This window comes from Mycoplasma pogonae, assembly GCF_054170725.1.
In genome coordinates this window covers 1-22823 of record NZ_JBSWZS010000016.1, presented here as the reverse complement: position 1 = coordinate 22823, position 22823 = coordinate 1, and the positions used below count along the sequence as shown (strand labels likewise).

At 28.8% G+C, this 22823-nt stretch carries 18 protein-coding genes; 9 read left to right on the top strand and 9 right to left on the bottom strand.

Annotation, left to right across the window (positions count from 1 at the left end; genetic code table 4):
- The first annotated feature begins 141 nt into the window (after positions 1 to 141).
- Positions 142 to 303, top strand: coding sequence for an IS3 family transposase (locus ACW95P_RS04650; RefSeq protein WP_457962097.1), 162 nt, complete (start codon positions 142 to 144; stop codon positions 301 to 303).
- Positions 304 to 441: 138 nt separating this feature from the next.
- Here ACW95P_RS04650 and ACW95P_RS04645 read toward each other — a convergent pair whose 3' ends face one another.
- The 4 genes from ACW95P_RS04645 to rpiB form a co-directional block, all read right to left on the bottom strand.
- Positions 442 to 1773 carry a hypothetical protein gene (locus tag ACW95P_RS04645; RefSeq protein ID WP_457962096.1) on the bottom strand — a complete coding sequence of 444 codons (1332 nt, stop codon included), beginning with the start codon at positions 1771 to 1773 and terminating at the stop codon, positions 442 to 444.
- A gap of 1231 nt (positions 1774 to 3004) precedes the next feature.
- On the bottom strand, positions 3005 to 5128 hold the full coding sequence (locus ACW95P_RS04640; RefSeq protein ID WP_457962095.1) for a hypothetical protein: 2124 nt from the start codon (positions 5126 to 5128) through the stop codon (positions 3005 to 3007).
- A gap of 773 nt (positions 5129 to 5901) precedes the next feature.
- A complete protein-coding gene (locus ACW95P_RS04635; protein ID WP_457962094.1) occupies positions 5902 to 6858 on the bottom strand; it encodes a potassium channel family protein in 957 nt (318 codons plus the stop codon).
- A gap of 95 nt (positions 6859 to 6953) precedes the next feature.
- A complete protein-coding gene (rpiB, locus tag ACW95P_RS04630) occupies positions 6954 to 7439 on the bottom strand; it encodes a ribose 5-phosphate isomerase B (RefSeq protein ID WP_457962093.1) in 486 nt (161 codons plus the stop codon).
- A gap of 156 nt (positions 7440 to 7595) precedes the next feature.
- On the opposite strand from rpiB, the gene ACW95P_RS04625 reads away from it, so the two are divergent.
- Positions 7596 to 8618: a Gfo/Idh/MocA family protein gene (locus ACW95P_RS04625; protein ID WP_457962092.1), complete on the top strand. Its 1023-nt coding sequence runs from the start codon at positions 7596 to 7598 to the stop codon at positions 8616 to 8618.
- The gene (locus tag ACW95P_RS04620) at positions 8618 to 10279 is read left to right on the top strand and encodes a sodium:solute symporter family transporter (RefSeq protein WP_457962091.1); all 1662 of its coding nucleotides are present in this window, start codon (positions 8618 to 8620) and stop codon (positions 10277 to 10279) included. Before ACW95P_RS04625 ends, ACW95P_RS04620 begins: the two co-directional genes overlap by 1 nt.
- Before the next feature lie 12 nt (positions 10280 to 10291).
- On the opposite strand, the gene ACW95P_RS04615 is transcribed toward ACW95P_RS04620, so the two are convergent.
- On the bottom strand, positions 10292 to 10768 hold the full coding sequence (locus ACW95P_RS04615) for an L-threonylcarbamoyladenylate synthase (protein ID WP_457962090.1): 477 nt from the start codon (positions 10766 to 10768) through the stop codon (positions 10292 to 10294).
- A gap of 134 nt (positions 10769 to 10902) precedes the next feature.
- On the opposite strand from ACW95P_RS04615, the gene secA reads away from it, so the two are divergent.
- The 3 genes from secA (at position 10903) to ACW95P_RS04600 (ending at position 14950) form a co-directional block, all read left to right on the top strand.
- The gene (gene secA / locus ACW95P_RS04610) at positions 10903 to 13587 is read left to right on the top strand and encodes a preprotein translocase subunit SecA (RefSeq protein ID WP_457962089.1); all 2685 of its coding nucleotides are present in this window, start codon (positions 10903 to 10905) and stop codon (positions 13585 to 13587) included.
- Between the two features lie 76 nt (positions 13588 to 13663).
- A complete protein-coding gene (locus tag ACW95P_RS04605) occupies positions 13664 to 14158 on the top strand; it encodes a hypothetical protein (protein ID WP_457962088.1) in 495 nt (164 codons plus the stop codon).
- Between the two features lie 21 nt (positions 14159 to 14179).
- Positions 14180 to 14950: a leucine-rich repeat protein gene (locus tag ACW95P_RS04600; protein WP_457962087.1), complete on the top strand. Its 771-nt coding sequence runs from the start codon at positions 14180 to 14182 to the stop codon at positions 14948 to 14950.
- Positions 14951 to 15075: 125 nt separating this feature from the next.
- On the opposite strand, the gene ACW95P_RS04595 is transcribed toward ACW95P_RS04600, so the two are convergent.
- Positions 15076 to 17541 (bottom strand): PTS sugar transporter subunit IIABC, encoded by a 2466-nt coding sequence (locus ACW95P_RS04595; RefSeq protein WP_457962086.1) that lies wholly within the window; start codon positions 17539 to 17541, stop codon positions 15076 to 15078.
- A gap of 330 nt (positions 17542 to 17871) precedes the next feature.
- On the opposite strand from ACW95P_RS04595, the gene ACW95P_RS04590 reads away from it, so the two are divergent.
- The 3 genes from ACW95P_RS04590 to ACW95P_RS04580 all read left to right on the top strand — a co-directional run bounded on the left by ACW95P_RS04590 (position 17872) and on the right by ACW95P_RS04580 (position 19736).
- Entirely contained in the window at positions 17872 to 18426 is a 555-nt protein-coding gene (locus ACW95P_RS04590; protein WP_457962085.1) for an NfeD family protein, read from the top strand.
- Positions 18427 to 19356, top strand: a complete 930-nt coding sequence (locus tag ACW95P_RS04585) for an SPFH domain-containing protein (protein ID WP_457962083.1) — start codon at positions 18427 to 18429, stop codon at positions 19354 to 19356.
- Between the two features lie 104 nt (positions 19357 to 19460).
- Entirely contained in the window at positions 19461 to 19736 is a 276-nt protein-coding gene (locus ACW95P_RS04580) for a hypothetical protein (RefSeq protein WP_457962082.1), read from the top strand.
- 39 nt (positions 19737 to 19775) lie between these two features.
- Here the strand turns inward: ACW95P_RS04580 and ACW95P_RS04575 are convergent, their stop codons facing one another.
- Genes ACW95P_RS04575 through ACW95P_RS04565 form a run of 3 tightly spaced genes read right to left on the bottom strand, consistent with a single transcriptional unit; the run spans position 19776 to position 22519 of the window.
- On the bottom strand, positions 19776 to 20600 hold the full coding sequence (locus ACW95P_RS04575; RefSeq protein WP_457962080.1) for an HAD family hydrolase: 825 nt from the start codon (positions 20598 to 20600) through the stop codon (positions 19776 to 19778).
- A gap of 1 nt (position 20601) precedes the next feature.
- Complete coding sequence (gene lysS / locus ACW95P_RS04570; protein WP_457962079.1) at positions 20602 to 22071, bottom strand: lysine--tRNA ligase; 1470 nt, start codon at positions 22069 to 22071, stop codon at positions 20602 to 20604.
- A gap of 28 nt (positions 22072 to 22099) precedes the next feature.
- Positions 22100 to 22519, bottom strand: a complete 420-nt coding sequence (locus ACW95P_RS04565) for a hypothetical protein (RefSeq protein ID WP_457962078.1) — start codon at positions 22517 to 22519, stop codon at positions 22100 to 22102.
- Positions 22520 to 22823 lie beyond the last annotated feature (304 nt).

Below are 22823 nucleotides of genomic sequence, written 5' to 3'. Positions count from 1 at the left end.
GTTTGTTGCTATTTTTAAAAATAATATCGCGATAAATTTAACAGAAAAAACTTGAAGAAATAAAAAAGTTTTTAGAAAAAATATTATAAATTTAAAATTTTTAATGTTGAAATATTACAATCAAAAATAAAAAAATTATCAATGCCAAAAATCGATATTTTTTTAGACAGTCGAAATTGAATATTTTCTTCTTACATAAAATCAGAATCACTAAACTTTATTGATATTTCTAAAATTACTTTTCAAGAATTAAAACAAGAAATTCAAACATATATTGATTGATATAATAATGAACGAATTTAATCAATTTTAAATTGAAAAACCCCTCAGAATTCCTGAGAGGCTTACAACATTAAAAAGCTCATTTTTTTGTGCCAGTTTACCTAGTTTAAAAAGTCTCGTTTTTTGCCTAGGTTCTCATTTTAAAAAAACAAATCAAATCTATATTCTTATAAAATCTAAATTAGGGGATTTTTTTGCCCCATTTTTATCTTTTGTTAAAACGTCTCCATTATCTAACTCAAAAATAAGCATTCCTTTATTTAAATATTTAGGATCTGCATCATTAGAATCTTTTTTATTTTGAACATAAGAATTTAAAAAAACCTTATTATCCACATCTTTTTCTTCACCATTTTTCAAATACATTATTTCATCATCGATTTTTAATTCATTAAATGAATTAATGTCATAAATTAATAAGTATTTATCATTTGCAAAGTAATCTTTATCATATTTATTAAAGAATGCATTTTTGTTTTTTGTTTTGAAAGCTTGAAAATCTTCATAAGATTCAATTATTTTTGTAAAAATAGAGGATGCAAAAAAATTTGTAAAATTGCGCAAAGTTTTTCTTTTAGTTGGATTTTCAGCTTCTTCTGAATCTTTTAACAATTTTTTAATATATAAAACAATTTGTTTTTTTTCATCTTTTTCACTTGGGAATTGTTCTTGAGCAAGTTTTACAAATCTTTCTAAAGTATTTTCATTTTTAATTTTTTCTGCTTCAAAAGTTATTGGTTCTTCTAAATATGTAACACCTCTAGTTGAACCATCATTAAAAGTTAGTTGAGCACTTCCTTGCTTCGATAAACTTAATATTTTTGGTAGCTCAGGTTTTGGTGCGGTTTCTGATTTAGTAGTATCTGTTGACTGTTTTGGAGTTTCTGATGTTTTTGCTGGTGCTGTTTCTGGTTTAATAGGATTTGTTGGCTGTTTTGGAGGTTCTGGTTGTTTAGGTGCAGGTTTTGGTTTAATAGGATCTACTGGCTGTTTTGAAGGTTCCGATGGATTAGGTACGGGTTTCGGTTCATCTTTGGGCATCATTTCTTTTTGTTTTTCTGTTTCAAAAGCAAAAACACTTGATGTTTTCGTATCATTTTCAAAATTAAAAGTTAAATCATATTTTGTATTGGATTTTAAGTTTTGGAACTCAAAGTAATTTTCTAAATTTTTTAACTCAATATTTTTACTTTTTTCAATAGTTCCAGTTTGTTTATTTTTTAACTTCACAATAATTTTCTTATTTTTTAATTTTTCAAAATTTTCTCTAACAATTTGAAATACCAATGTTGCAGATTTTTCGCTTGCTTCTTTTTTTAAAACTGTAATTCAATTAGTATTTAATGTTGGTGCTACTGTTGGTGGTGTAACCGGCGGTGTTGGTTCTAGTTTAGGTTGTTTTTCTACAACTTCACCACAAGCTACTAAAGCAATGACTGGTAATGTAGTTATGAAACTTGAACTTAATATTAATAATTTACTTTTCTTCATTTTTAATAAGCTTCGCATTTCTATTTAGATTTGGAATTTATACAAAAATTTTAAGGCTTTTTTTTTTTTTTTTGGAAGCAAAAAGTCAAAAAAAGCAAAAAAAGTATTTTATTTTAAATAAAAACCGTTAAATTACAAACTTCAACAAAAAAGTAAACTTTAAAAGTTATAAATCATGTCCCCAATATTAAGGCGGCTGAAATTTGGGGAGTTTATTTTTTTATGGCAAAACATTTAAAACTAAACGAATGATTATAAGCATTTGAAATTTATTAAAAAAGCGTTCTTTCTTTACAAACTTTTTGAAAATTATATTGTTTTAAATTTAATAAGAAAAATAGTAAAAATACAAGAAAACTTTTTTATAAAAAGTATTTTAGGTTTAAAATTTCTAATAATATAGAAGTATTAAAATCAGGAATATATAAATATGAACAATGATTTAATGAAAAGAAATTTAAGGAAGATCCACTTGACAAAACTATCATTGAATTTTTTCACATAAATAAAGGTATTTAGGGTAGAGAAAAACTGTTTTTTATAAAAGAAATATAAAATTTTTATAAATCCCCGCACTTTAGGAAGAAAAATGAAAAAAATTAAGTTTATTTTGTAAAGTTAAACAAAAAAATCTGAAAAAAATAAAATACCAATGTCAAAATTTCTAATTTAGTGCAAACAAATTACAATGATGTTTTAAATAGAAATATCGTTGCAATTGACCTAACTTATATCCCTACTCCAAAAGATGTAAAAAGAAATCTTTATTATGTATCACGGTAATTAATCATAAAACCAAGAAGATTATTTTTGAAAATTAAGCATAATAAATAGCAAAGATTTTATTTTGCAACATCATAATGAAATTAATTTTAATAATCAGAGTTGAGTACTACACCCCTAGCATGCTTCGCAGTATTTAACAGAATTTGTTAAAAGAGTTAAAAAAAGAGTTTTATCAATGTCAAGAATTGGCAATTCATTAGATAATTGTGAAATAAAATATTTATTTTTTTCATAAAATCTAAATGATTAAATTAAATTTTATTGATATTTCTAAAATAACTTTTAAAGAATTAAAACAAAAAATTTAAACATATATTAATTAATATAATAATGAAAAAACTCAATTAATTTTAGATTGAAAAACCCCTCAGGGATCCTGAGAGGCTCAAACCATTTAAAAGGCTCTTTTTTTGTTTTAGTTTAGTTTGGGTTTATATTTTTTAAATTATCGTCTTACTTCTTCTTTTACCTCTGGTTGAACTGAAAATTCTCCTTTGTCAACTTTTACTGTCACTGGACGTTTGACATCTTTAAATAAATCTTTTACAGCTTCTTGTGTATATGATTCAACATCTGATAAATCAATTGTTGTAATTGTGTGTGAATAATTAAATATTCTTACTAATGTATCGATATCTTCTTTTGTTGAACGCGATGATTTTTTAGCTAAAACTAATTTTTCAGGTTGTTTTTCAGGGTCTGTACCATACATTGCTGATCCATGTTCTGAAATTTTATCGGTATTATCAACTTTTAAATCAGAAAGATCAATTTGTAGTATTTTGTTTTCTGTTGAAGCGAATGTCACTAATTTAAATTTTAATGGTTGTTTTTCATCTCTTTGAGGAAAATCAATGTTATTTAAATCTTTTAGTTCTGTTTTTGATAAATCTCAGTTAACAATGTATCCGCCACTACCAAATTCACCTTGGAATTCTCTTCTGTTTTTATCTTTAATATATACTAATTTAAAAATGTTTTCCAATAGTGCTTTATCAGTTGATGCAGCAACAGTGAATTTAGTATATACAACACTTGATCCATAACTAAATGCACCTTGCTTTACTTTAACAAAAACTTGTGGGTCTACAGTTATTAAAATTTCTGATTTAGGAATTGGATTACCATTTTGGTAAGGACCAACAACATTTAATTCACCTAATGGTGCTTCAGAAGTGAAGTTAGTATTTTCTAATAAAGCATTTAATGCTTTAGGATCATCTGAACGATAGAATAATGTCAATGACTTAACTTCTTTTGGTAATGCTTTTACAATTGTTGCAGTAGCTTCCAATTTTTCTTTAGTAATATCTCTAATAGCAACAGCAAATTCTTTGTCTTGATCTGTCACTTGTGATTTAGCTGCTTCCATAACAGTATTAATATCTAAACCAGTTGGATCTTTAATTTCAACTAAATGACGTGTTTCTGTTTTTTCACCAACTGTTTTTGTGTAAGTTCTTAATACAACTTTATTTTCATCTTGATCTTTTAATGTTTGAACAGATTGATTTCATTTATCTTCAGCAGCAGCTGAATTTCCATTAAAGTTTAAATTATATAAGTCATCTTGTCCAAGTTGTGAACTTGAAACTGATGAAATGTAACGACCAGCATTTTTTAATGCTTGATTATAAACATGGGTATTTACAAAAGCAGGTCTTAATGTTCAACTAAAGGCTGAAGTTGGAAACATTCCTTGTTTTAATCAAGAAATTTCTTGATCTGTTAAGTTTTTAACAGTTCTTTCACCAGCTACTTTTTTTCATTCTTCTCAACGAGCTTTTTCAACTCCTGTTGCTTTTTTAATAGTTGCTTCTAAATCTTTATTCATAGCATCAACAGCCGCTTGTTTATCAGCATCTTCAATGTTTAAAAATTCTTCTCCATTGCTAACTAAACTGTTAACAGCAACATATTTAAAGTCTTCTGAATTAATTTTTACACCTGATTTTAATTTTTTAAATTTAGTGTTAGCTTTAATTAATGCAATCATTGTTTCGGTTGACTCTTGGGCACCTGGGTTGAAGGTGTTATCACTAACATGTCCGTTTCTTTCTACTTTTTGACGTGTATATGTTCCGTAACCTCCTAAATTTTCATTAATTTTTTTAGATGTATCCTTAGTTGTGTCTAAAGAATCTACTTCTTCAACTTCTAAGTTTGTAGCCATTAAATTTGATGATGTAGATTTTAAGTATTTATCTAAATCTGTATTAGTACTTGCTTTTAATTCTTTTAATAAATCACTATCTGATTTTTTGGGATCAACAGCCGGCGCTGCTTCAGTTTTACTTTCTTCTTTTGGAGTAGTTTCAGAACTAGGAGAAACTAACTCAACCGCTTCATTTCCAGCCGTTCTTACTTCACCTGGATTAGCTTCAGTAGCTTCAACAGGAGCTGCAGCAAGTAAATTTTCATAACTCAAACTTCTTAATGTTTCACTAGAATAATTTCATGCTGTTTTTTCAGTTGTTTTTCATGGTTGAAAAACAAAAATAGTTGCAGCCGTTGAAATAACTGCGATACCGCCTAATAAACCAATTCATTTTAAAGATTTTTTCTTCATTCGGTTATACCTCTTTTCATTTTTAATACGCAAAAATAATATTCTCTATTAAAAGAAATATTACTATTTATTTAAAATTTTTGAAAAAAACGTTTTAAAAGCCATATTTTTTAAAATTTTTTGCAAAATAGTTTAATCTACCATTTATCTAATTAGTAAGCAAAAAACAAAACTTTAATGTGTATTTTCAAACAAAAATTCCATATAATTTTGTTTTAAAACTTAAAAAGTTTATACAGTATTTTTGGGTAAACAAATATTTATTTACAATAACAAATTATGAAATTAAAAATTTAAAAGTTTTTGTGCTTTTGCAATCGAATTTATTTAGCTTAGTGTATCTTTCGAAAAAATAAAATAGCTTTAAATGAAATCCACTATATTGAATTTATTTTATAGCACCACAAAAAAATTAATCATTTCATAAATAAATAATTTATTCAAATCATAGATCTCAATATTACTTATTTGTTTTTTAAGAAATCATTAAAAGTAAAAAACAACTTTAGCAATGTCAACGATTAGTAATTCATTAGACAATTGGGAAGTAGAGTATTTCTTTTTTTCTATAAAATCTGAATAATTAAATTTTTATTGATATTTCTAAAATTGCTTTTAAAGAATTAAAACAAGAAATTCAAACACATATTGATTAATATAATAATAAACGAATTCAATTAATTTTAAATTGAAAACCTTTCAGGATTTCTGATATGCTTACAACCTTAAAAAGGTTCACTTTTTTATCCTATTTTAAGTAACTTTTGTAATTTTTAGTCTTTTTGATTAACCTCATTTTTTGATTTTTTTGCAACTCGATTTTGAATTTCTTGTAGAAAAGCCGCAGCAATTACCCCGGAAGGGATGGCGATTAAAGCAATTGCAGCAACAGAAAGAATTACCATTAATAACTTTGCAACATCAGAATGGGGGACATAATCACCATAACCAATTGTTGTTAAGGTAATAGTTGTAAAATACAAACTAGTACCAAAAGAATTAACTACACCATTGGATAATGATTGATATGATTCATTATTTTGATAATCAATAATACTGGGATTAGCTTTGATTCAAGCTTTTTGCTGGCTTGTTAGTCAAGCACTTTCATTATTTCAAATTACTAAAGCAAATAAAACAATTAATACGGCAACTAAAATAAAAACATATGACAAAATTTTTCCTTGTTTTTCAAAAACATTAAAGACAATGCGAAATGGTGTAAAAATTCTTAGTACATATAATAATCTTAGAATTTTAACAATCCCAAAATTTTGCAAAAACATAACTGTAGGATCCTCTTGGTCAAAATCGCCAATAATCACAGTTAAAGAATTTAAGGAAGTTAAAATACATAATAAAATAACAATTCCAGCATAACTAAAAGGAAACCGCAAATAAGTAAGTCACAATGGCTGATTATAAAAATTTTTCTTAAAAAAAATGGAAGTTACAAAATATAAACAATAATCTAAAATAAAAATTAATAAGGCTACAACTTGTGAAGTTGTAACAAAAATACTTCATCCCTTTTGGATTTCTCCTTGAAATTTAAATAATGAACCAAAAGAAATTAGACAAGCGAAAGCAACAATTGCTCCTAAAAAATATTTTAGCGGCTTAACTCAAGGTGCAATTTCCCCTTTAGTTTCATCCAGATCATAGATTGCTCATGTAGCCTGATACAATGAGTATAAAAATTTTGAGTTATATAATTTTTGTTTCAACATAAAATTCATTATATCAAAGCTCAAATTTTTTAAAGATTTGTAACAAGTGAAGCAATAAAAAAATACTGTAAAAAACAGTAAATTTTTAAGTTGAATTAACCTTTAAATGAACGATTCATTCAGCACTCTACAGCATCAATATCTAATTCATCAATTCTGCTCTGGTGTCTCCCGCCTTCATAATCGGTTTTTAAAAATTCTTGTACCATTGCAAGTGCATTTTCATAGGTATTGGTTCTTTGGCCGATTGCTAATGCATTAGCATCATTATGCTGACGGGCAAGGTGAGCATCTTCAACAGTTGCAACCCGAGCAGCGCGAACTTTTTTAAAACGGTTCATAGCATAAGAAATCCCTAAACCAGTGCCGCAAAATCCAAATCCAATTTCTACTTTACCATCATGTAAAGCTTGACCCAAAGCTTTTCCAAATTCTGCATATGAAGCACTCTCTGAGCTGTGTGTTCCATAATCAACAACATTATAACCTTGATTAATTAAATATTTTTTTATTTTTTCTTTATATTCAAATCCAGCATGATCAGCGGCAACTCCAACTTTGGTTTTCAATGTAATTTCCATATTACCCCACCTTTTTATTAATACTAGCGCAAAATTTCAAAAAAAGATCATTTTGCTACTTTTATGAAATTATATATATTTTTTCTTGCAATTGTTAATAGCAAAATGAAAAAATATATAATTTTAATAATTAATTTTTAAATTGGTGGTTAAAAAGTGAAAAATACAAAAAAATACAATGTGGCAGTTATTGGTTTGGGCCAAATTGCTTATGGAATTGATGATGATCCTAAACGAAAAATTATTTGATCCCATATTAGAGCTTATGAAAAAAATCCCCAAACCCAAGTTTATGCATTAGCTGATTCTAATTTAGAATTGCTAACTAGTGTGTCTCAAAAAGTTGGCATTAGTTCTGAAAATAGCTACACTAACTATCGAGCTATGTTGAAAGACTCTAAAATTGAGATTGTAAGTATTTGTACACCAATAAACACACACTTAAAAATTATTAAGCAATGTTTAAAACACGAAAATATTAAAGTCATTTTTTGTGAAAAAACTTTAGATTTTAGCTACTCAAAAGCACAAAAAATTGTTGCTAAATGCAAAGCTAAAGGAGTTTTATTAGTTGTTAATCACTCGCTGCGATGAGATCATAAAATTATTCAAACCAAAGAAGTCATTGATCACCATTTACTAGGTAATGTTTTATCAATTATTGCTCTTGGCAACACAGCTTTATTTACTAGCTCTAGTCATGTAATTGATTTATTAAGTTATTTTTTAGGTACAGCAAAATTAGTTATGGGCTATGAACAAACCAATTTTGTTCGAGAAGTCCACGGTGTAAAAGATCCGGGTGGATTGGCCTTAATTGAATTTACTAATGGTGTAAGTTTTTTAAAATCTACTAGCAAAGATGATCGACATTTAATTTTCGAAATTATTATTGATTTTGAAGAAGGCAGAATTAGAATTTATGATAATTTTTTAAAAATTTCTTTTTATTCTTTTGTAAAAAATCTTTCAAACCAATATATGGAATTACGACGTGATTTAGGAAAATACATTAAACTAAATGAACGTACTTTAGCAATTATTCAAGACATTGTGCATTATTTAAATACAGGAGAAAATAAAATTAAATCCACTGGCGAAACTTCGCTAGAAGCAATAAAAATTATCAATGCAATTATCAAATCAGCTCAACAAAAACGGATTATAAAACTTAAATAATGCAACAACAAATTCCTGCTTTAGCCCAAGCTGCTAGCACTAATATTGATTTTTCTTGAGTTGATTGATTAATTATTGGTTTATATTTAGCTGCCATCATTGCTATTAACTTATTTTTTGCTTATCAACGACGCAAAGCAAAATTAAATCATAGTAAAAGTTATTTTACTGGCGATGGCAAAGCACCATCTTGAGTGGTGGGTTTTTCAATTTGAGCTACTATTTTAAGTGTTATAACTTATGTTGCGACACCAGCTAATGCTTATACTTATGGTTGAGTATATTCTTTTGCTCAGCTTACGATGTTTATTTTTGCACCATTTTTAATCAAAAAAATTATTCCTTTTTTTCGATTGATGAAACAAACAACTGCTTATAGTTATTTAGAAGCTCGTTTTTCTTATGCAATTCGAGCTATTAATTCATTTTTATTTATTTTTTTTAATATTTTTAGAGTTGGCATAATTTTATATATCACAACATTGGCTGTTGCATTTATTATTCCGATTGATGTATGGCAAACAATGCTAATTTTAGGAATTTTTGCAACTATAAGTACTTTGTTTGGAGGAATGAAGGGAATTGTCTGAGTTGATGCCACGCAAGGCATCATTAGAATTTTATTTGTGTTAATTATTATTGGCTATGCATTAGCCAATACTGATTTTGCGGATAATTTTCATTTAGCTCCAACATTTGATAAAAATTCTTTAAATGTCCATCTTGTTAACATCGGGATTCCTTTAGTCTTTTTTTCTAATATCATCATCACTACTTATTCTTATGTTGGCTCTCAGGACACGGTTCGGAGATACAAAGCAGTTGACAATCCTAAAAAGATTCATAAATCTATTTGATTTGTTGCAATTTTGTCACTAATTTCTATTTTTCTATTTTATGGTTTAGGAAGCAGTTTATACAGTTTTTATGGTGGTGTAAAACCCACTGAAATTAGCGCTCAAATTATTGCTAATAATCAACTAATCCCTTATTTTGCTTATACAGTTTTACCCAAAGGCTTAGGAGCATTGTTGATTGCTTCAATTTTATCAACAGGGCAAGCCAATATTTCTAGTGGAATTACAGCAATTATTAATAGTTTCATGACTGACTTTTTAAATGTGAAATATCAAAAAATTAAACCAAAATCACAAATGCTAATTAGTCAAATTTTGATTATAATTTTAGGAATTGCGAGCACTCTTTTAGGAATTGGAATTTTATTTTTAAAAACTGATGATATTATTGTTTATTTTTTAGGAGTAATGTCGTTATTTGGTTCGGTACCTGTAGCAATTTTCTTTTTAGCTATGTTTAGCAAAAGAGCAAGCTTTAAATCTGTACTAATTGGTACAATATTAGGCTTAATTACAGCACTAAGTTTGTGATTTATTTCCCAAAAACTTTTTTTGGAAACGCCATTATTAAATAACTTATGAGTTTCTATTTTCGCTTTTGCTGTAACTGTATTTTTTGGGTATATTTTTTCATTTATATTTCCGAATCAAAAAGATATCACTAATTTATCTTGACCAACAGCTACCCCAGAATTTAAGGAATTTGCCAAATTAGAAAAAATACTTTTTAGTAATAAAAAACCTGCAAATTTTGCAGATCTAGAAAAACGTTATGCTGAGCTGAAAATAATTTTAAATGTTTAATTTGAATAATAACTAATTACGTTCAATTATTTCATCAGTATCTAAATTAACAATAGTTGAAGGTTTATTAGAACCTTTGCCAAAATCATAGACATTATCAATTACTGAAAATATTTTTTGGGCTGATTCTAATGAAAGCGGCTGTTGTGAACTTATATTAGCGCTAGTGACATAGGCTGGCCCATTTTTTAATAAAAATTTTAACAATCCAGCTTGATTAGGCATTCGAAAGCCTTGATTATTAACGATTAAAGTTGTAGCTCCAGGTCAATATTTTTGCGCCGCTAAGTCAGCTTTTAAATTCCACTGTCTAAATTGTCTTGCTTGGTCAATTGAGCCAACTAAAATAATAATTTTTTTATGCCGTGGACGTTGCTTTAATTCAAACAATAACGGCAGTTCTTTTTCATCAAAGCAACCCAAACCTACAACTGTGTCAGTTGTTGTTAAAAAAATATTTTGGTATTTATGATTATTTTTTACATTCATTTTTAAAAATCATAGCTACTATTTTTAAAAATAATAAAAAATTGCTTTATTTTGTGATATCAAATAACAAAATTACTAAATATTAGTTAGCTAATATAAGGCAAAATGGGCAATTTAAGGTAAAATTTATGTTTATGTTTCAGAAAATCAAAAACATCTTTAATATTAAATCCGCAGAAATGATCATTGCAGAAAAAACACTTAAGCAAATTAATGCTTTAGAGTCAAAAATTCAGCAACTTTCAGATGAAGAATTACAAAATAAAACTCATGAATTTAAAGAGCGACTAGCTAAAGGAGAAAAATTAGAAAACTTAAGAGTTGAAGCTTTTGCGGTTGCTCGAGAAGCAACTTTTCGTGTTTTAAAAAAACGTCCATTTGATGTGCAAATGTTAGGTGGAATAATTTTAGATTTAGGTTCGGTAGCTGAGATGAAAACTGGAGAAGGAAAAACCATTACCTCAATTGCGCCAGTTTATTTAAATGCTTTGGAAGGCAAAGGAGTAATTGTTTCTACAGTTAATGAATACCTTTCGGAGCGTGATGGTTTAGAAATGGGAGAAGTTTTTAACTGATTGGGACTATCCGTAGGAATCAATAAAGCGCAAATGCCGGTTGATTTAAAACGATCAGCCTATGCAGCAGATATTACTTATTCTGTTCACTCTGAATTGGGATTTGACTATTTAAGAGATAACATGGTGAGAAACTCTTGAGAAAAAGTACAAAGGGGACTAAACTTTGTTCTAATTGATGAGGTTGATTCAATTTTAATTGATGAGGCTAAAACGCCATTAATTATTTCTGGAGGAGAAGAAAATGTTTCTTCTACTTATATGGTTGCTGATCAATTTGTAAGAACCTTAAAACCTAAACATTATGAAATTGATGAAGAAACTAAGTCAATTCGATTGACTGATGAAGGAATTGATCATGCTAATGCTTTTTTTAGAATTCATAACTTATATGACATCATTCACTCAGAGTTAGTGCATCGAATTCAAAATGCTTTACGAGCTCATAAAATCATGAAACGTGATTTTGAATACATTGTTGATGATAATAAAATTCAATTAGTTGATTCTTTCACCGGAAGGGTTATGGAAGGTCGTGCTTATTCTGAGGGGTTGCAACAAGCGATTCAGGCTAAGGAAATGGTGGAAATTGAACCAGAAACTCAAACTTTAGCAACAATTACGTACCAAAACTTTTTTAGAATGTTTCAAAAATTATCAGGAATGACAGGTACTGCAAAAACTGAAGAACAAGAATTTATTGACATTTATAATATGCGAGTAAATGTCATTCCAACTAATAAACCAATTGTTCGTATTGATGATAAAGACGAAATCTATTATGATTTTCAGGCTAAATACAAAGCAATTACTGAAGAAGTTAAACGAGTACATGCTACTGGACAACCAGTTTTAATAGGAACTTCGCAAGTGCAAGAATCAGAATACTTACATAACATGTTATTAGATGCAAACATTCCGCATACTGTTTTAAATGCTAAACAAAACCAGCGAGAGGCTGAAATTATTTCTCAGGCCGGAGTTGTAGGCGCAGTGACAATTGCAACAAACATGGCGGGACGGGGAACTGATATTATTCCTACTCCAGAAGCGCTTGCGCTTGGTGGTCTATATGTTTTGGGAACTGATAAGGCAGAATCACGAAGAATTGACAACCAATTAAAAGGACGTGCTGGACGTCAAGGGAATGTTGGTTATTCTAAATTTTATTTATCATTAGATGACCAATTAATTACTCGTTTTTCGATGCGTGATAAATGGAAAGAAGCTTTTAAAGATGTAAAAGATGCAGCTATAAAAGATAAAATTATCTTTACATTATTTGAAAGAGCTCAGAAAAAAATTGAAGGTTTTAACTACGATAATCGAAAATCTGTTTTACAGTACGATGATGTAATTCGTCAACAGAGAGATTTAATTTATCAACAGAGAGATTTAATTTTAGAATACCCAGATTTAGAATATGTGATTGAAAGAATGATTTTAAATTCTGTCAAACAAATTTTGGATATGGATCATTTGAGACTAAAAAATAATGAAATTGATTATGATAAATTATTTGTATATTTAAATGATCAATTCTTCAATTTATCAAAAGAAAAAATTGATCAAAAAGAATTAACTAAGCACCATGGAAAATTTTTAGAAGAATATCTTTTTGAAGTGCTAAAAAAAGAATATACTGAAGTTAGAGCTAGAATTATTCAAAATATTGGAATTGAACAACTTTATGATAATGAAAGACATATTATTTTAAATGTGTTAGATGATAAATGAAAACACCATATTAATATGATGGATAAATTGCGTTCTTCTTCTGGATTAGTGCAATATTCACAAAAAAACCCTTATCAAATTTTTACTGAAGAAGGAATTAAAAAATTTGACATTTTAACAAGAGAAATTGCATTAAATTCAGTTTATGGTTTATTCAACAATAGAAATTCAGTAATTCAAGAAACTGAAACAATTGTTTTATCAAATGGTGATGTTATTACTTTACCAGTTGAATTGCATCCCGATATTAGACAAACAATTATTGATGATGCAGAAGCTTTGATAAGACAAAGAAATCAGCAAGCTGAAGCAATTCAACAAGTTGAAGCAGAAATGTTTGCAAAAGCACCAACTGAAATTCAAGAAGCTATCGATGCTCAAGCAAATCAAGAAGCAGAAATTTCAACATCTTTAGAGCTGACAAATGAAGTAAAAAGTCATGAATTAGAAACTGAAATATTAGCTTCTAGTGATAAGGAAAATAGTTCTGGTACAGAAAATAATTAATTAACTGTTAGTTAAATAAATTAATTTAAGTTCATTAACTATATAATATTATTCAAAAATAAAGAAAGTTAGCATAATGTGGAAATTTTTAAAAACACTAAATTTTATTGCAATTTATATTGTTTTTATTTTATCAATTGTTGAAGCTTATGCATTTTTTTTAGGCAAAGAAAATGAATTGTTGAATAATTTTTATGCTTTTAATGGAGTAGTGACAATTCAGTCATTAATAATCATTATTTTTACAATTATTGTTTTTTATCAAAAATTTCAACAAAATAAAGCTAAACGTAAAGTCTCAATGTGATCAGATCCAAGGTTTCACTACTATATATGTAAAAAAGCTTCTGGTTTTAAAATTTTTTCTTTTAACTTTTGGTTTATCTTTATTATGTTTTTTGTTTTTGTATTACTAGTAGGTTTGACAGTTTATTCAAGATTGGAACAACATTTAGAATTATTAGTTTCACCATTTTGACTAACTTATTTAATTGTTTTATATTGTAGAGTCTTTTTTAAAGAATGATGCCGCATTAAAATTGATAGTATGGAAAAAGAAAAAAATCTTTAATTTTTTTGAAAGAGGGAAATTATGAATAAAAAATCTTATAAATTATTTTTAGCTTCAGCTGTAGTTGCCTTACCAGCAGTTACACTTGTAGCTTGTGGTGGAACAAAAGAAATTAAAAATGAATTTTATTTAAAACATTTGCAATCGGGATTTAATGATTTATCAAAAGTTCCAAGCTTTATGACAGAAGTTAATACTACTGATAAAACATTTACTCTAGATTTAAGTGGCGAAGCTTTTCAAAATATTACAGAAGTAGATGGGTATTTTAATTTAAATAATTATGTAACTAACTTAAATAGTCCATTCCCCTATCAAGTTACAAAAGAGGGTGGGGGAACTGAGTTGATTTATTTAAATGTTAAAAAAATTGTTTTTCATAAAAATTTAGTAAAAATTGGTAAAAAAGCTTTTGCAGGGAGAAATGGCTTTTTCACCGTTGAAGAATTAGTTTTTCCCGCTGATGCTAAACTTGAAACAATTGAATCAGGGGCATTCTATTCTCAATCATTAAAAACGTTAAAATTACCAGCTTCAGTTACTTTTATTGGTGAATTAGCTTTTGCCAAAAATAATTTAACAAGTATTGAATTTACACCATCAGCAACTGCAACTATTGAAAATTTTGCTTTTTCAGAAAACATGTTAAGTCCAAATGCTTTAGTCCCTGGAGGTAATTTAAAATTTAATTCTGAATTTGTATTTAAGGATCAACAAACAAATACTCCAGCTATAGAAGCGCCAACAACGGAGACGCCCGATACATCAAGAAACAATGCTCAAGAGGCTTAAAAATAGTCTAATAATAGAATAGATATGTAGCAAACAAAATTGCTACATTTTTTATGTTTTAATTTTAAAAAAATGAATATGAAAAACCTCCCATGAATTTGAGAGGTTTTTGATTTTGAAATTAATTATTTAACAGTAAATAAAGTGTCAGTTAAACCAGTAACATCATCTTTTTTCTTAGCTGATACTTTGGTTTTTGATGATTCAGGAGTCACAATAACAATTGCATCTACGCTAGGTGCTTTTGATCTTACTAATGGAACATCAACTTCTACTAATAAGTCTCCGGCTTTAACGTGATCACCTTGTTTTACAACTGGGTGGAATCCTTCACCTTTTAAGTTAACTGTGTCAATACCAATGTGTAGTAACACGCTTAATCCAGAATCCGAAACAATTCCATAAGCATGTCCACCCGGTGTAAATACAGTTTCTAATTTACCGCTAATTGGAGCATAGAATTTAGTCATTTTAGCTTTAGGGTCTAACTCAACTACAACTCCATCTCCTAACATTTTTTCTGAGAACACTCCATCTTTTAAAGTTGAAAGTGATTTAACTTTCCCTTTTTTAACAACTGAGTGAACTTTTTCTAATTTTCCGTCTGAAGCAACCTTAGTTGCAACAGTTGGTTCACTTTGCACGCCATCATTATGTGTTAATGGCGCATTTTTCATTGAAACAATTTTTGAGTTTAATTGCTCAGCAACCGGCCCAAAAATTGCTTGTACATTTGAACCAACTTTTTGTACCCCTAAAGCTCCGGCAGCTTTTAGTTTTTCTTCGCTAACTTTTGATGTATCTTTAACATCATATCTTAATCTTGACGCACAGTTGTTGTAAACAACGATGTTGTCTCAACCACCCATACCATCAACAATTAATGATAATTGTTTAGGTAAAGCTCCATCTTTTTTAGCTAAAAAGTCTTTTTTATTAAATAATTTTGTATTTGATCCTCTTCCAGGTGTTGCTAGATCAAATTTTTTGATTACAAAGTAGAACACAAAGAAGTATAGAGGGATCATTGGTAATCCAATAACTATTCATCATCAGAATTCTGTACCTTTTTGCACTGGTACAATTCCATAAATAATTAAGTCTAATATACCACCTGAGAAGGCCATACCAATATGAGCTCCTGCTAGGTTCATAAACATGAATGACAATGCAGCTACACTAGCATGAAATCCTCAAAACATTAGAGGTGTTAAGAACAAGAAAGTAAATTCAATCGGTTCTGTAACCCCTGTAACAAGAGCTGTTAATGATGAAGGAACAACAGAACCAGCTGCTAATTTACGGTTTTCTTTAGGTGCAGCTAAAATCATAGCTAAACCAGCTGCAGGCAATCCAAATTGCATAAATGGATATTTACCTTGCATAAATCTACCAACATTAATTCCTAATTCTTGTTTAAAGAATTGCATAACTGGTAAAGTTTGAACATTAGGGTTAGTTGTTCAATCTTCACCTTTTCAAGCGTTAATTGTATTAGCTCCACCTTGAACTGATTTAACATCCACAAAGCGAATTTCATTAAATGGCAATCCTAAAATTCTACTTGAAATTGTTGAATCACCAACTCATCCAGCAATTTCAGGTGCACTTAAATTCAATGCAGCAGCAGCCTGTGGATCCATAATTTTTCCAGTCAATTGACCTTCTTCATTTACCTTTGCAAAACTTTTCAATCCCTCAGTAACACTTCCACCTACTTGTGTATATCATAGAGGTGCATAAAATGCATGGTGTAGTCCAAATGGAATTAATGATCTCTCGATGTAACCGAATACAAGAGAGTCGGTTCCACCCGGAGCCTTACCTATTGATGTACCAAGTGCATTTAATCCTGCACCTAAATAAGGTCACAATATTAAAAATATAAGTGCCAAAGGAACCATGGCAACTAGTGTTGAAAGTGCCACAAATCTTTTACCACCAAAGAATGAAATAATTTGTGGTAATTGAATTGTATGTAATTTATTGTATAATCACGCAACAACGAAACCAACAACAATACCACCAAAAATGCTTGTTTGTAATGATTTAAATCCTAATTGATCATCAATAACTCTTGCGATTTCCTGAGGTGATCTAAATTCTCCTTTATCAAAAAGAACATAGTACATTTGTTTATTATCTGCATCTTTTAATGGAGTTCCATTCGCATTAGATGCCGGAATAATAAGTGCTGATTGCAATGCAATAAACACTCCATACCCAACAACTCCTGCAAAAACCCCAACTCCCGCTTCATTAGTGAAAGCGATAATAATTGAAAGCGCAAAAAGTAGTGGCAAGAAACTAAATACAGGTTGACCCATATTTTTAATAAACAAACCAAAATTTACTAAATGAATATTAGCTACTTCTGATTTGAATGTTTCAGGATTTACCCTCATACCTGAACCTTCAATTGTAGCCCCTATACCTAATAAAAGTCCAGCAATCGCCATAACCGCAATCGGTAGCATAAAAGCTCCAGAAAGTTTTGAGAAAAACGCTCTTACTTTACCGTTTTTAGTTTTAACTGGCTTATCGGCCTTTCTATCAGAGGAATGAAGACTAAATTTTTTGGCAATAGTCATTTTTTTCCTTTCTAATATAAACAAAAAATAACACTAAATATAAAAAAACAGATTAAAGTTTTTACTTAATCCAATAAAATTATAAACTAATAAATTAACAAAATTATTAAAATAAATTAAAAAAATTAAAAATTTTGAAGAAGTTTTGAGAAAAAATAACTTTTTAGGAATATATTCAAATTTTTCTATGTTAAATTTAACACAAAAAAGCTAACTTTATCCAAAAAATTCAAATATATAACAATAAAATTTTTTTTAAATAAGAAAATATTTTTTATTTTTTAACATTATTAACTAGTATTTTAGCTCACAATATTATAAAATTTATATATGCTTATAAATATTTTAAATGCAGAGGAAGTAGTTAATGCAGTTAGTCAAGCAAACATAATTAAATGAATTATGTTTGGGTTTTGACTTGCGATCATTATTATTTCATTATTAGTTGAAATTTTCACTAGCGGAATTATTAGTGGTTTGATAACTGTTGCAACTGTTCCATCATTAATTTTAAGCGCCACTACAGAAGGAGAAAGTTGATCAATTGGATTACAATTTGCCATTGCAGTTGTGATTTGGGTTGTTTTGTATTTTACACTATACAAAATTTTGAAAAAACATCTTCGCAAGGATAAAGGGTTTACCAATCCTGTTTATGACATGATTGGAGTGGAAACTGAATTATTAGAAGATAGTTATGAAATTCAAGATGTCACTACAAACTATGGCAAAGTTTTGATTTTTGGAAGATATTACCGAACTGTGTCGGAACACGGCCAAGGTCATATTCATAAAAATACAAAAGTAGTCATTAAAAAAATCGAAGGCAATACCTTATATATTGCCAAACATCACTTTAAAAAACACCATAAAGGAGAAGAGTAAATGCCCCCAGGAACTATTGTTGGAATTATTATTGGAGTTGGATTAGCTATTTTTGTAATTGTTGCCTTAATTATGGCTTTCAAAATTGTGCCCCAAACATATTTTTATGTTGTTGAAAGGTTAGGGACATATAACCGAACATTAAAAAATGGATTGCACTTTATTGTGCCTTTCATTGATAAAATTGCTTTAAAAGAAAATCTAAAAGAAAAAGTTTTAGATTTTCCAGCCCAAGACATCATCACTAAAGATAACGCGGCAATTAAAGTGGATACAGTTGTTTATTTACAAATTACTGATCCTAAACTATTTGCATATGGAGCTGAAAAACCTTTAAGTGCGATTGAAAACTTATCAGCAACTACTCTACGTAACTTATTAGGTGAACTTGAATTAGATGAAACTCTAACTTCAAGAGATACTATTAATTCAAAACTTGCGAGCATTTTAGATGCTGCAAGTGATCAATGAGGAATTAAAGTGCACCGGGTAGAATTAAAGAACATTATTCCGCCACGTGATATTCAAAGTGCGATGGAAAAACAAATGCGTGCTGAACGTGAAAAAAGAGCTAACATTTTAGAAGCTGAAGGATATAAGGTTTCAAAAATTTTAGAAGCTGAAGGACAAAAAAGTGCTGCTATTTTAAAAGCTGAAGGAATTAAACAATCTTCAATTTTAGAAGCTGAAGGACAAAAGAAATCAATTGAATTGCTAACAAGTGCTCAATTAAATCGTGAAGTGCTAACATGAAAATCAATTGAACAATTAGGAAAATTAGCTAACGGAACAGCAACTAAAATTATTATTCCGCCTAACTTAAATGATATTGCTACAACCATGGCAACAGCCTCAGAAATTTTCAATACCGGAAACAATGAAGCAACTACAAAAACTAAACCAAAAACTCCAACTAACAACAATAACTAAATTTTGAAATAAACCTAAAAAATTGATTTAGGTTTATTTTTTTTAATAAAAAAATACTTTTTTTATTTTATAGGCATATAATTAAAGAAAAAGAAAGAAGTATTATGCAAGATAGAACAGCAATTGAAAAATTATTTTTTGAAGTTTTTGATAACAAAAACAAAGAAAGAAACTTAGCAGGCATTGGTTGCACATTTATGGCTGGTAAATATTTAGTGGAAAGTGTTGATGTTGATAAACAAGTTTTAAAGTATCGTTTTGTTGAAGAAAATTCGCATGGCGGTGATGAAGGTTATTATTTTACCAATTCCATCACTGTAGCAGAACTTTTAGAAATGAAAGCTCAACTTGAAGCTAAGCACCAAGCAGAAACACATTAAGCGCAAACAACATATTGAAAAAAGTGGGAAATCCCACTTTTATTTTGTTGTTAAATAAGTTTTTAAAATATTAGCAATTGTTGGTTCGTCATTATTGCCAATCACGTGTTTAGCAGCTGCTTTAGCCTGCTCAGTTCCGTTTGATAAGCAATAACTATGATTTGTAAGTTGCAACATTTTAATATCATTTCCGGAATCGCCAAAAACTACTAAATCTTGAGGATCTAAATTTAATTGTTGCATTAAAAGTTTTAAACCATTAGATTTATCAGCGCCCAAAGGGTTGACATCATAGTAAACACTATTGGTGATGAAGGAAGCGTATTTTCCGTTAATTTGTGGTAAAAAATACTGATAAAGTTTTTCGATTTCTTCAATACTATTTCGTAAAGCAATTTGACAAATTTTTTCACCATTTGCTAGCGCAGCTTGTAATTGTTCTCACGTTTTTCAAGCGCTAATGTCATAATCCATTTTACTTTGATTTTCAATTCAATCATATAAAGCAAAATCAGTAGGCTTAATTGGATAAAATTCTTGTTCAGTACTAATAGTAATTTGGGAATTAGTTTCAAGTGCTTTGTGATATAAAGCTTCTAAAATGTTTCTATCTAAGGTTCCAGCAACATTAATTTCTCCAGTTGTTAAGTTTTTAACAACTACCCCATTGTTGCACACTGCAAAATTAAAATTGGGAGCTTGATCTAAAATAGGTTTAGCTGAAGCAATCCCCCTGCCGGTTGCAATTGTAAAAAGGTGACCTTGAGCTTTTAATTGCTGAATAAGCTCTAATGTTTCAGACAAAATTAGGCTTTGGTTATTTAATAGCGTTCCATCTAAATCAAAAGCAAATAATTTAGGCATTTTATTTTAAACTCTTTAAGTGTGGGAATAACAATACTTCTCTAATTGATTCTTTTTGAGTTAGCAACATTACTAAACGGTCAATTCCAATACCACAACCACCAGCTGGAGGCATTCCATATTCTAATGCTTCAACAAAATCCATGTCAATTTCATTAGCTTCATCATTCCCCATTTCACGCTCTTTTAACTGATTTTCAAATCTTTGTAGTTGGTCAATAGGGTCATTTAATTCAGTAAACATATTAGCATACTCTTTGGTATTAATGAATAATTCTGCTCGATCAGTAAATTGTGGATTCTGAGCATTATTCTTTGCTAAAGGGGAGATTTCAATTGGGTGGCCATAGACAAAAGTGGGTTGGATTAAAGTTGGTTCTACAAATAATTCAAATAGTTCATTAATAATATGACCTTTTGTAAAGTATTTTTCTAATTTTACATTGTGTTTTTGTGCAACAGCGATTACTTCATCCAAACTTGCTGCTTTTAAATCTAGTCCAACATGCTTTGAAGTTTCATCAACCATATCAATTTTAGCAAATGGAGTTTTTAGGGAAATCAAATGCCCGCCATACTCAATTTCGGTTTTATTTAATTTTTTTGCTAAAAAATCAAATAATTGTTCAGTTCTTGCCATCATGCCGTGAAGGTTTGAGTATGATTCATAAAATTCAATTGAAGTAAATTCAGGATTATGGGTAGTATCAACGCCTTCATTTCTGAAATTTCTTCCAATTTCATACACTTTACCTAAACCACCAACAAGTAATTTTTTTAATGGTAATTCAGTAGCGACTCTTAAATAATAATCAGCTGATAAAGCATTGTAAAATGTTGCAAATGGTTTAGCACTAGCTCCTCCTAAAATCGGAGTTAAAATCGGAGTATCAGCTTCTAAATAACCTAAGTTATCAAAAAACTCACGAATCCCAGTAATAATTTTAGCTCTAGTTCGAAAAACTTCGCGTGTTTCTTCAGACATAATTAAATCCACATACCGACGTCTATAACGTTCTTCAACATCTACAAGTCCATGATACTTTTCTGGTAGCGGTTTTAGCGACTTAGTCAATAACTTAATTTCTACAACTTTAACAGAAACTTCCTGAGTCATAGTTTTCATTACAGTTCCACTTGCAAAAATGATATCTCCCAAATCTAATAATTCTACTAATTTTTGATTGCTTTCTGATTGTTCTTTTTTATTAAAATATAGTTGCACACGACCATTAAAATCTTGAATAATAATAAATGGTCCTCGCATCCCCATTACTCTTCCAGCAACTGAAACAGGGAAATTATTTTCCGCTAATTCTTCTTTAGAATAACGCTCATAATCAGTTACTAGTGTCTCGGCATTTGCAGTAATTTGCTCGGGAGCGCTAGCAAAAGGATCAACATGTAATTCTTGTAGTTTTTCTAATTTTGATCTTCTAATTAATTCTTGTTCATTAAATTTACGTTCCATAATTTTCCTTTAATTTGTTTAATTGTAATTAAGAATGACTTACTACTACACCAACAATAATTAAAATTATATAAATTAAAAAATGTAGCAAATAAGGTGTTCATGCTTTAGCTTTTAAATCATCATTATAACTAGCAGCATCTCATAATTCTTTTTGTTTTGTTTTGACATCTTTGTAAATTTTATTATGACGACGGATAGTAAAATTTTTAACAGTCATAACCGTTGTTTGAAACAAAGATAAACGATATGTTAAATAAAACAATTGAATTCCTAAAAATACTGCGGCAATTGCTGATAGGCTATTAAATCAAGTTTGCTTTTTTCATAAAAAAGCTAATAAAAACAAAGTTATAAATAAGCTAGCACCAATAACTGAAGTTACAATTGTTTTAGTTCATTGAATTTTGTTAAAATCTTTGTAAAATCATTGCTGAATTTTTTTCATATTTTTTAAATTTTGAAGTTACCCTTCCGTGAATTAATTTTTTGCAATCAAGTATCTTTTTTCATGAATTATTTTCCTAGTTATTAATAATATTTTCTCCAAATTATAACTTAATTTTTTAGCGAGCATGCAGATAAAAGATTTTTTGTGTATTTTCAAACAAAACTTCCTATTCATGTTTTCAAACAAAAGTTCATATAATTTTGTTAATGAAAAATGAAAAGTTTGCATAGGAGCTTTTAAATGAATAAATATTTAGATACATTAACAAACTATGAAATTAAAAATTTAAAAATATTTAAGC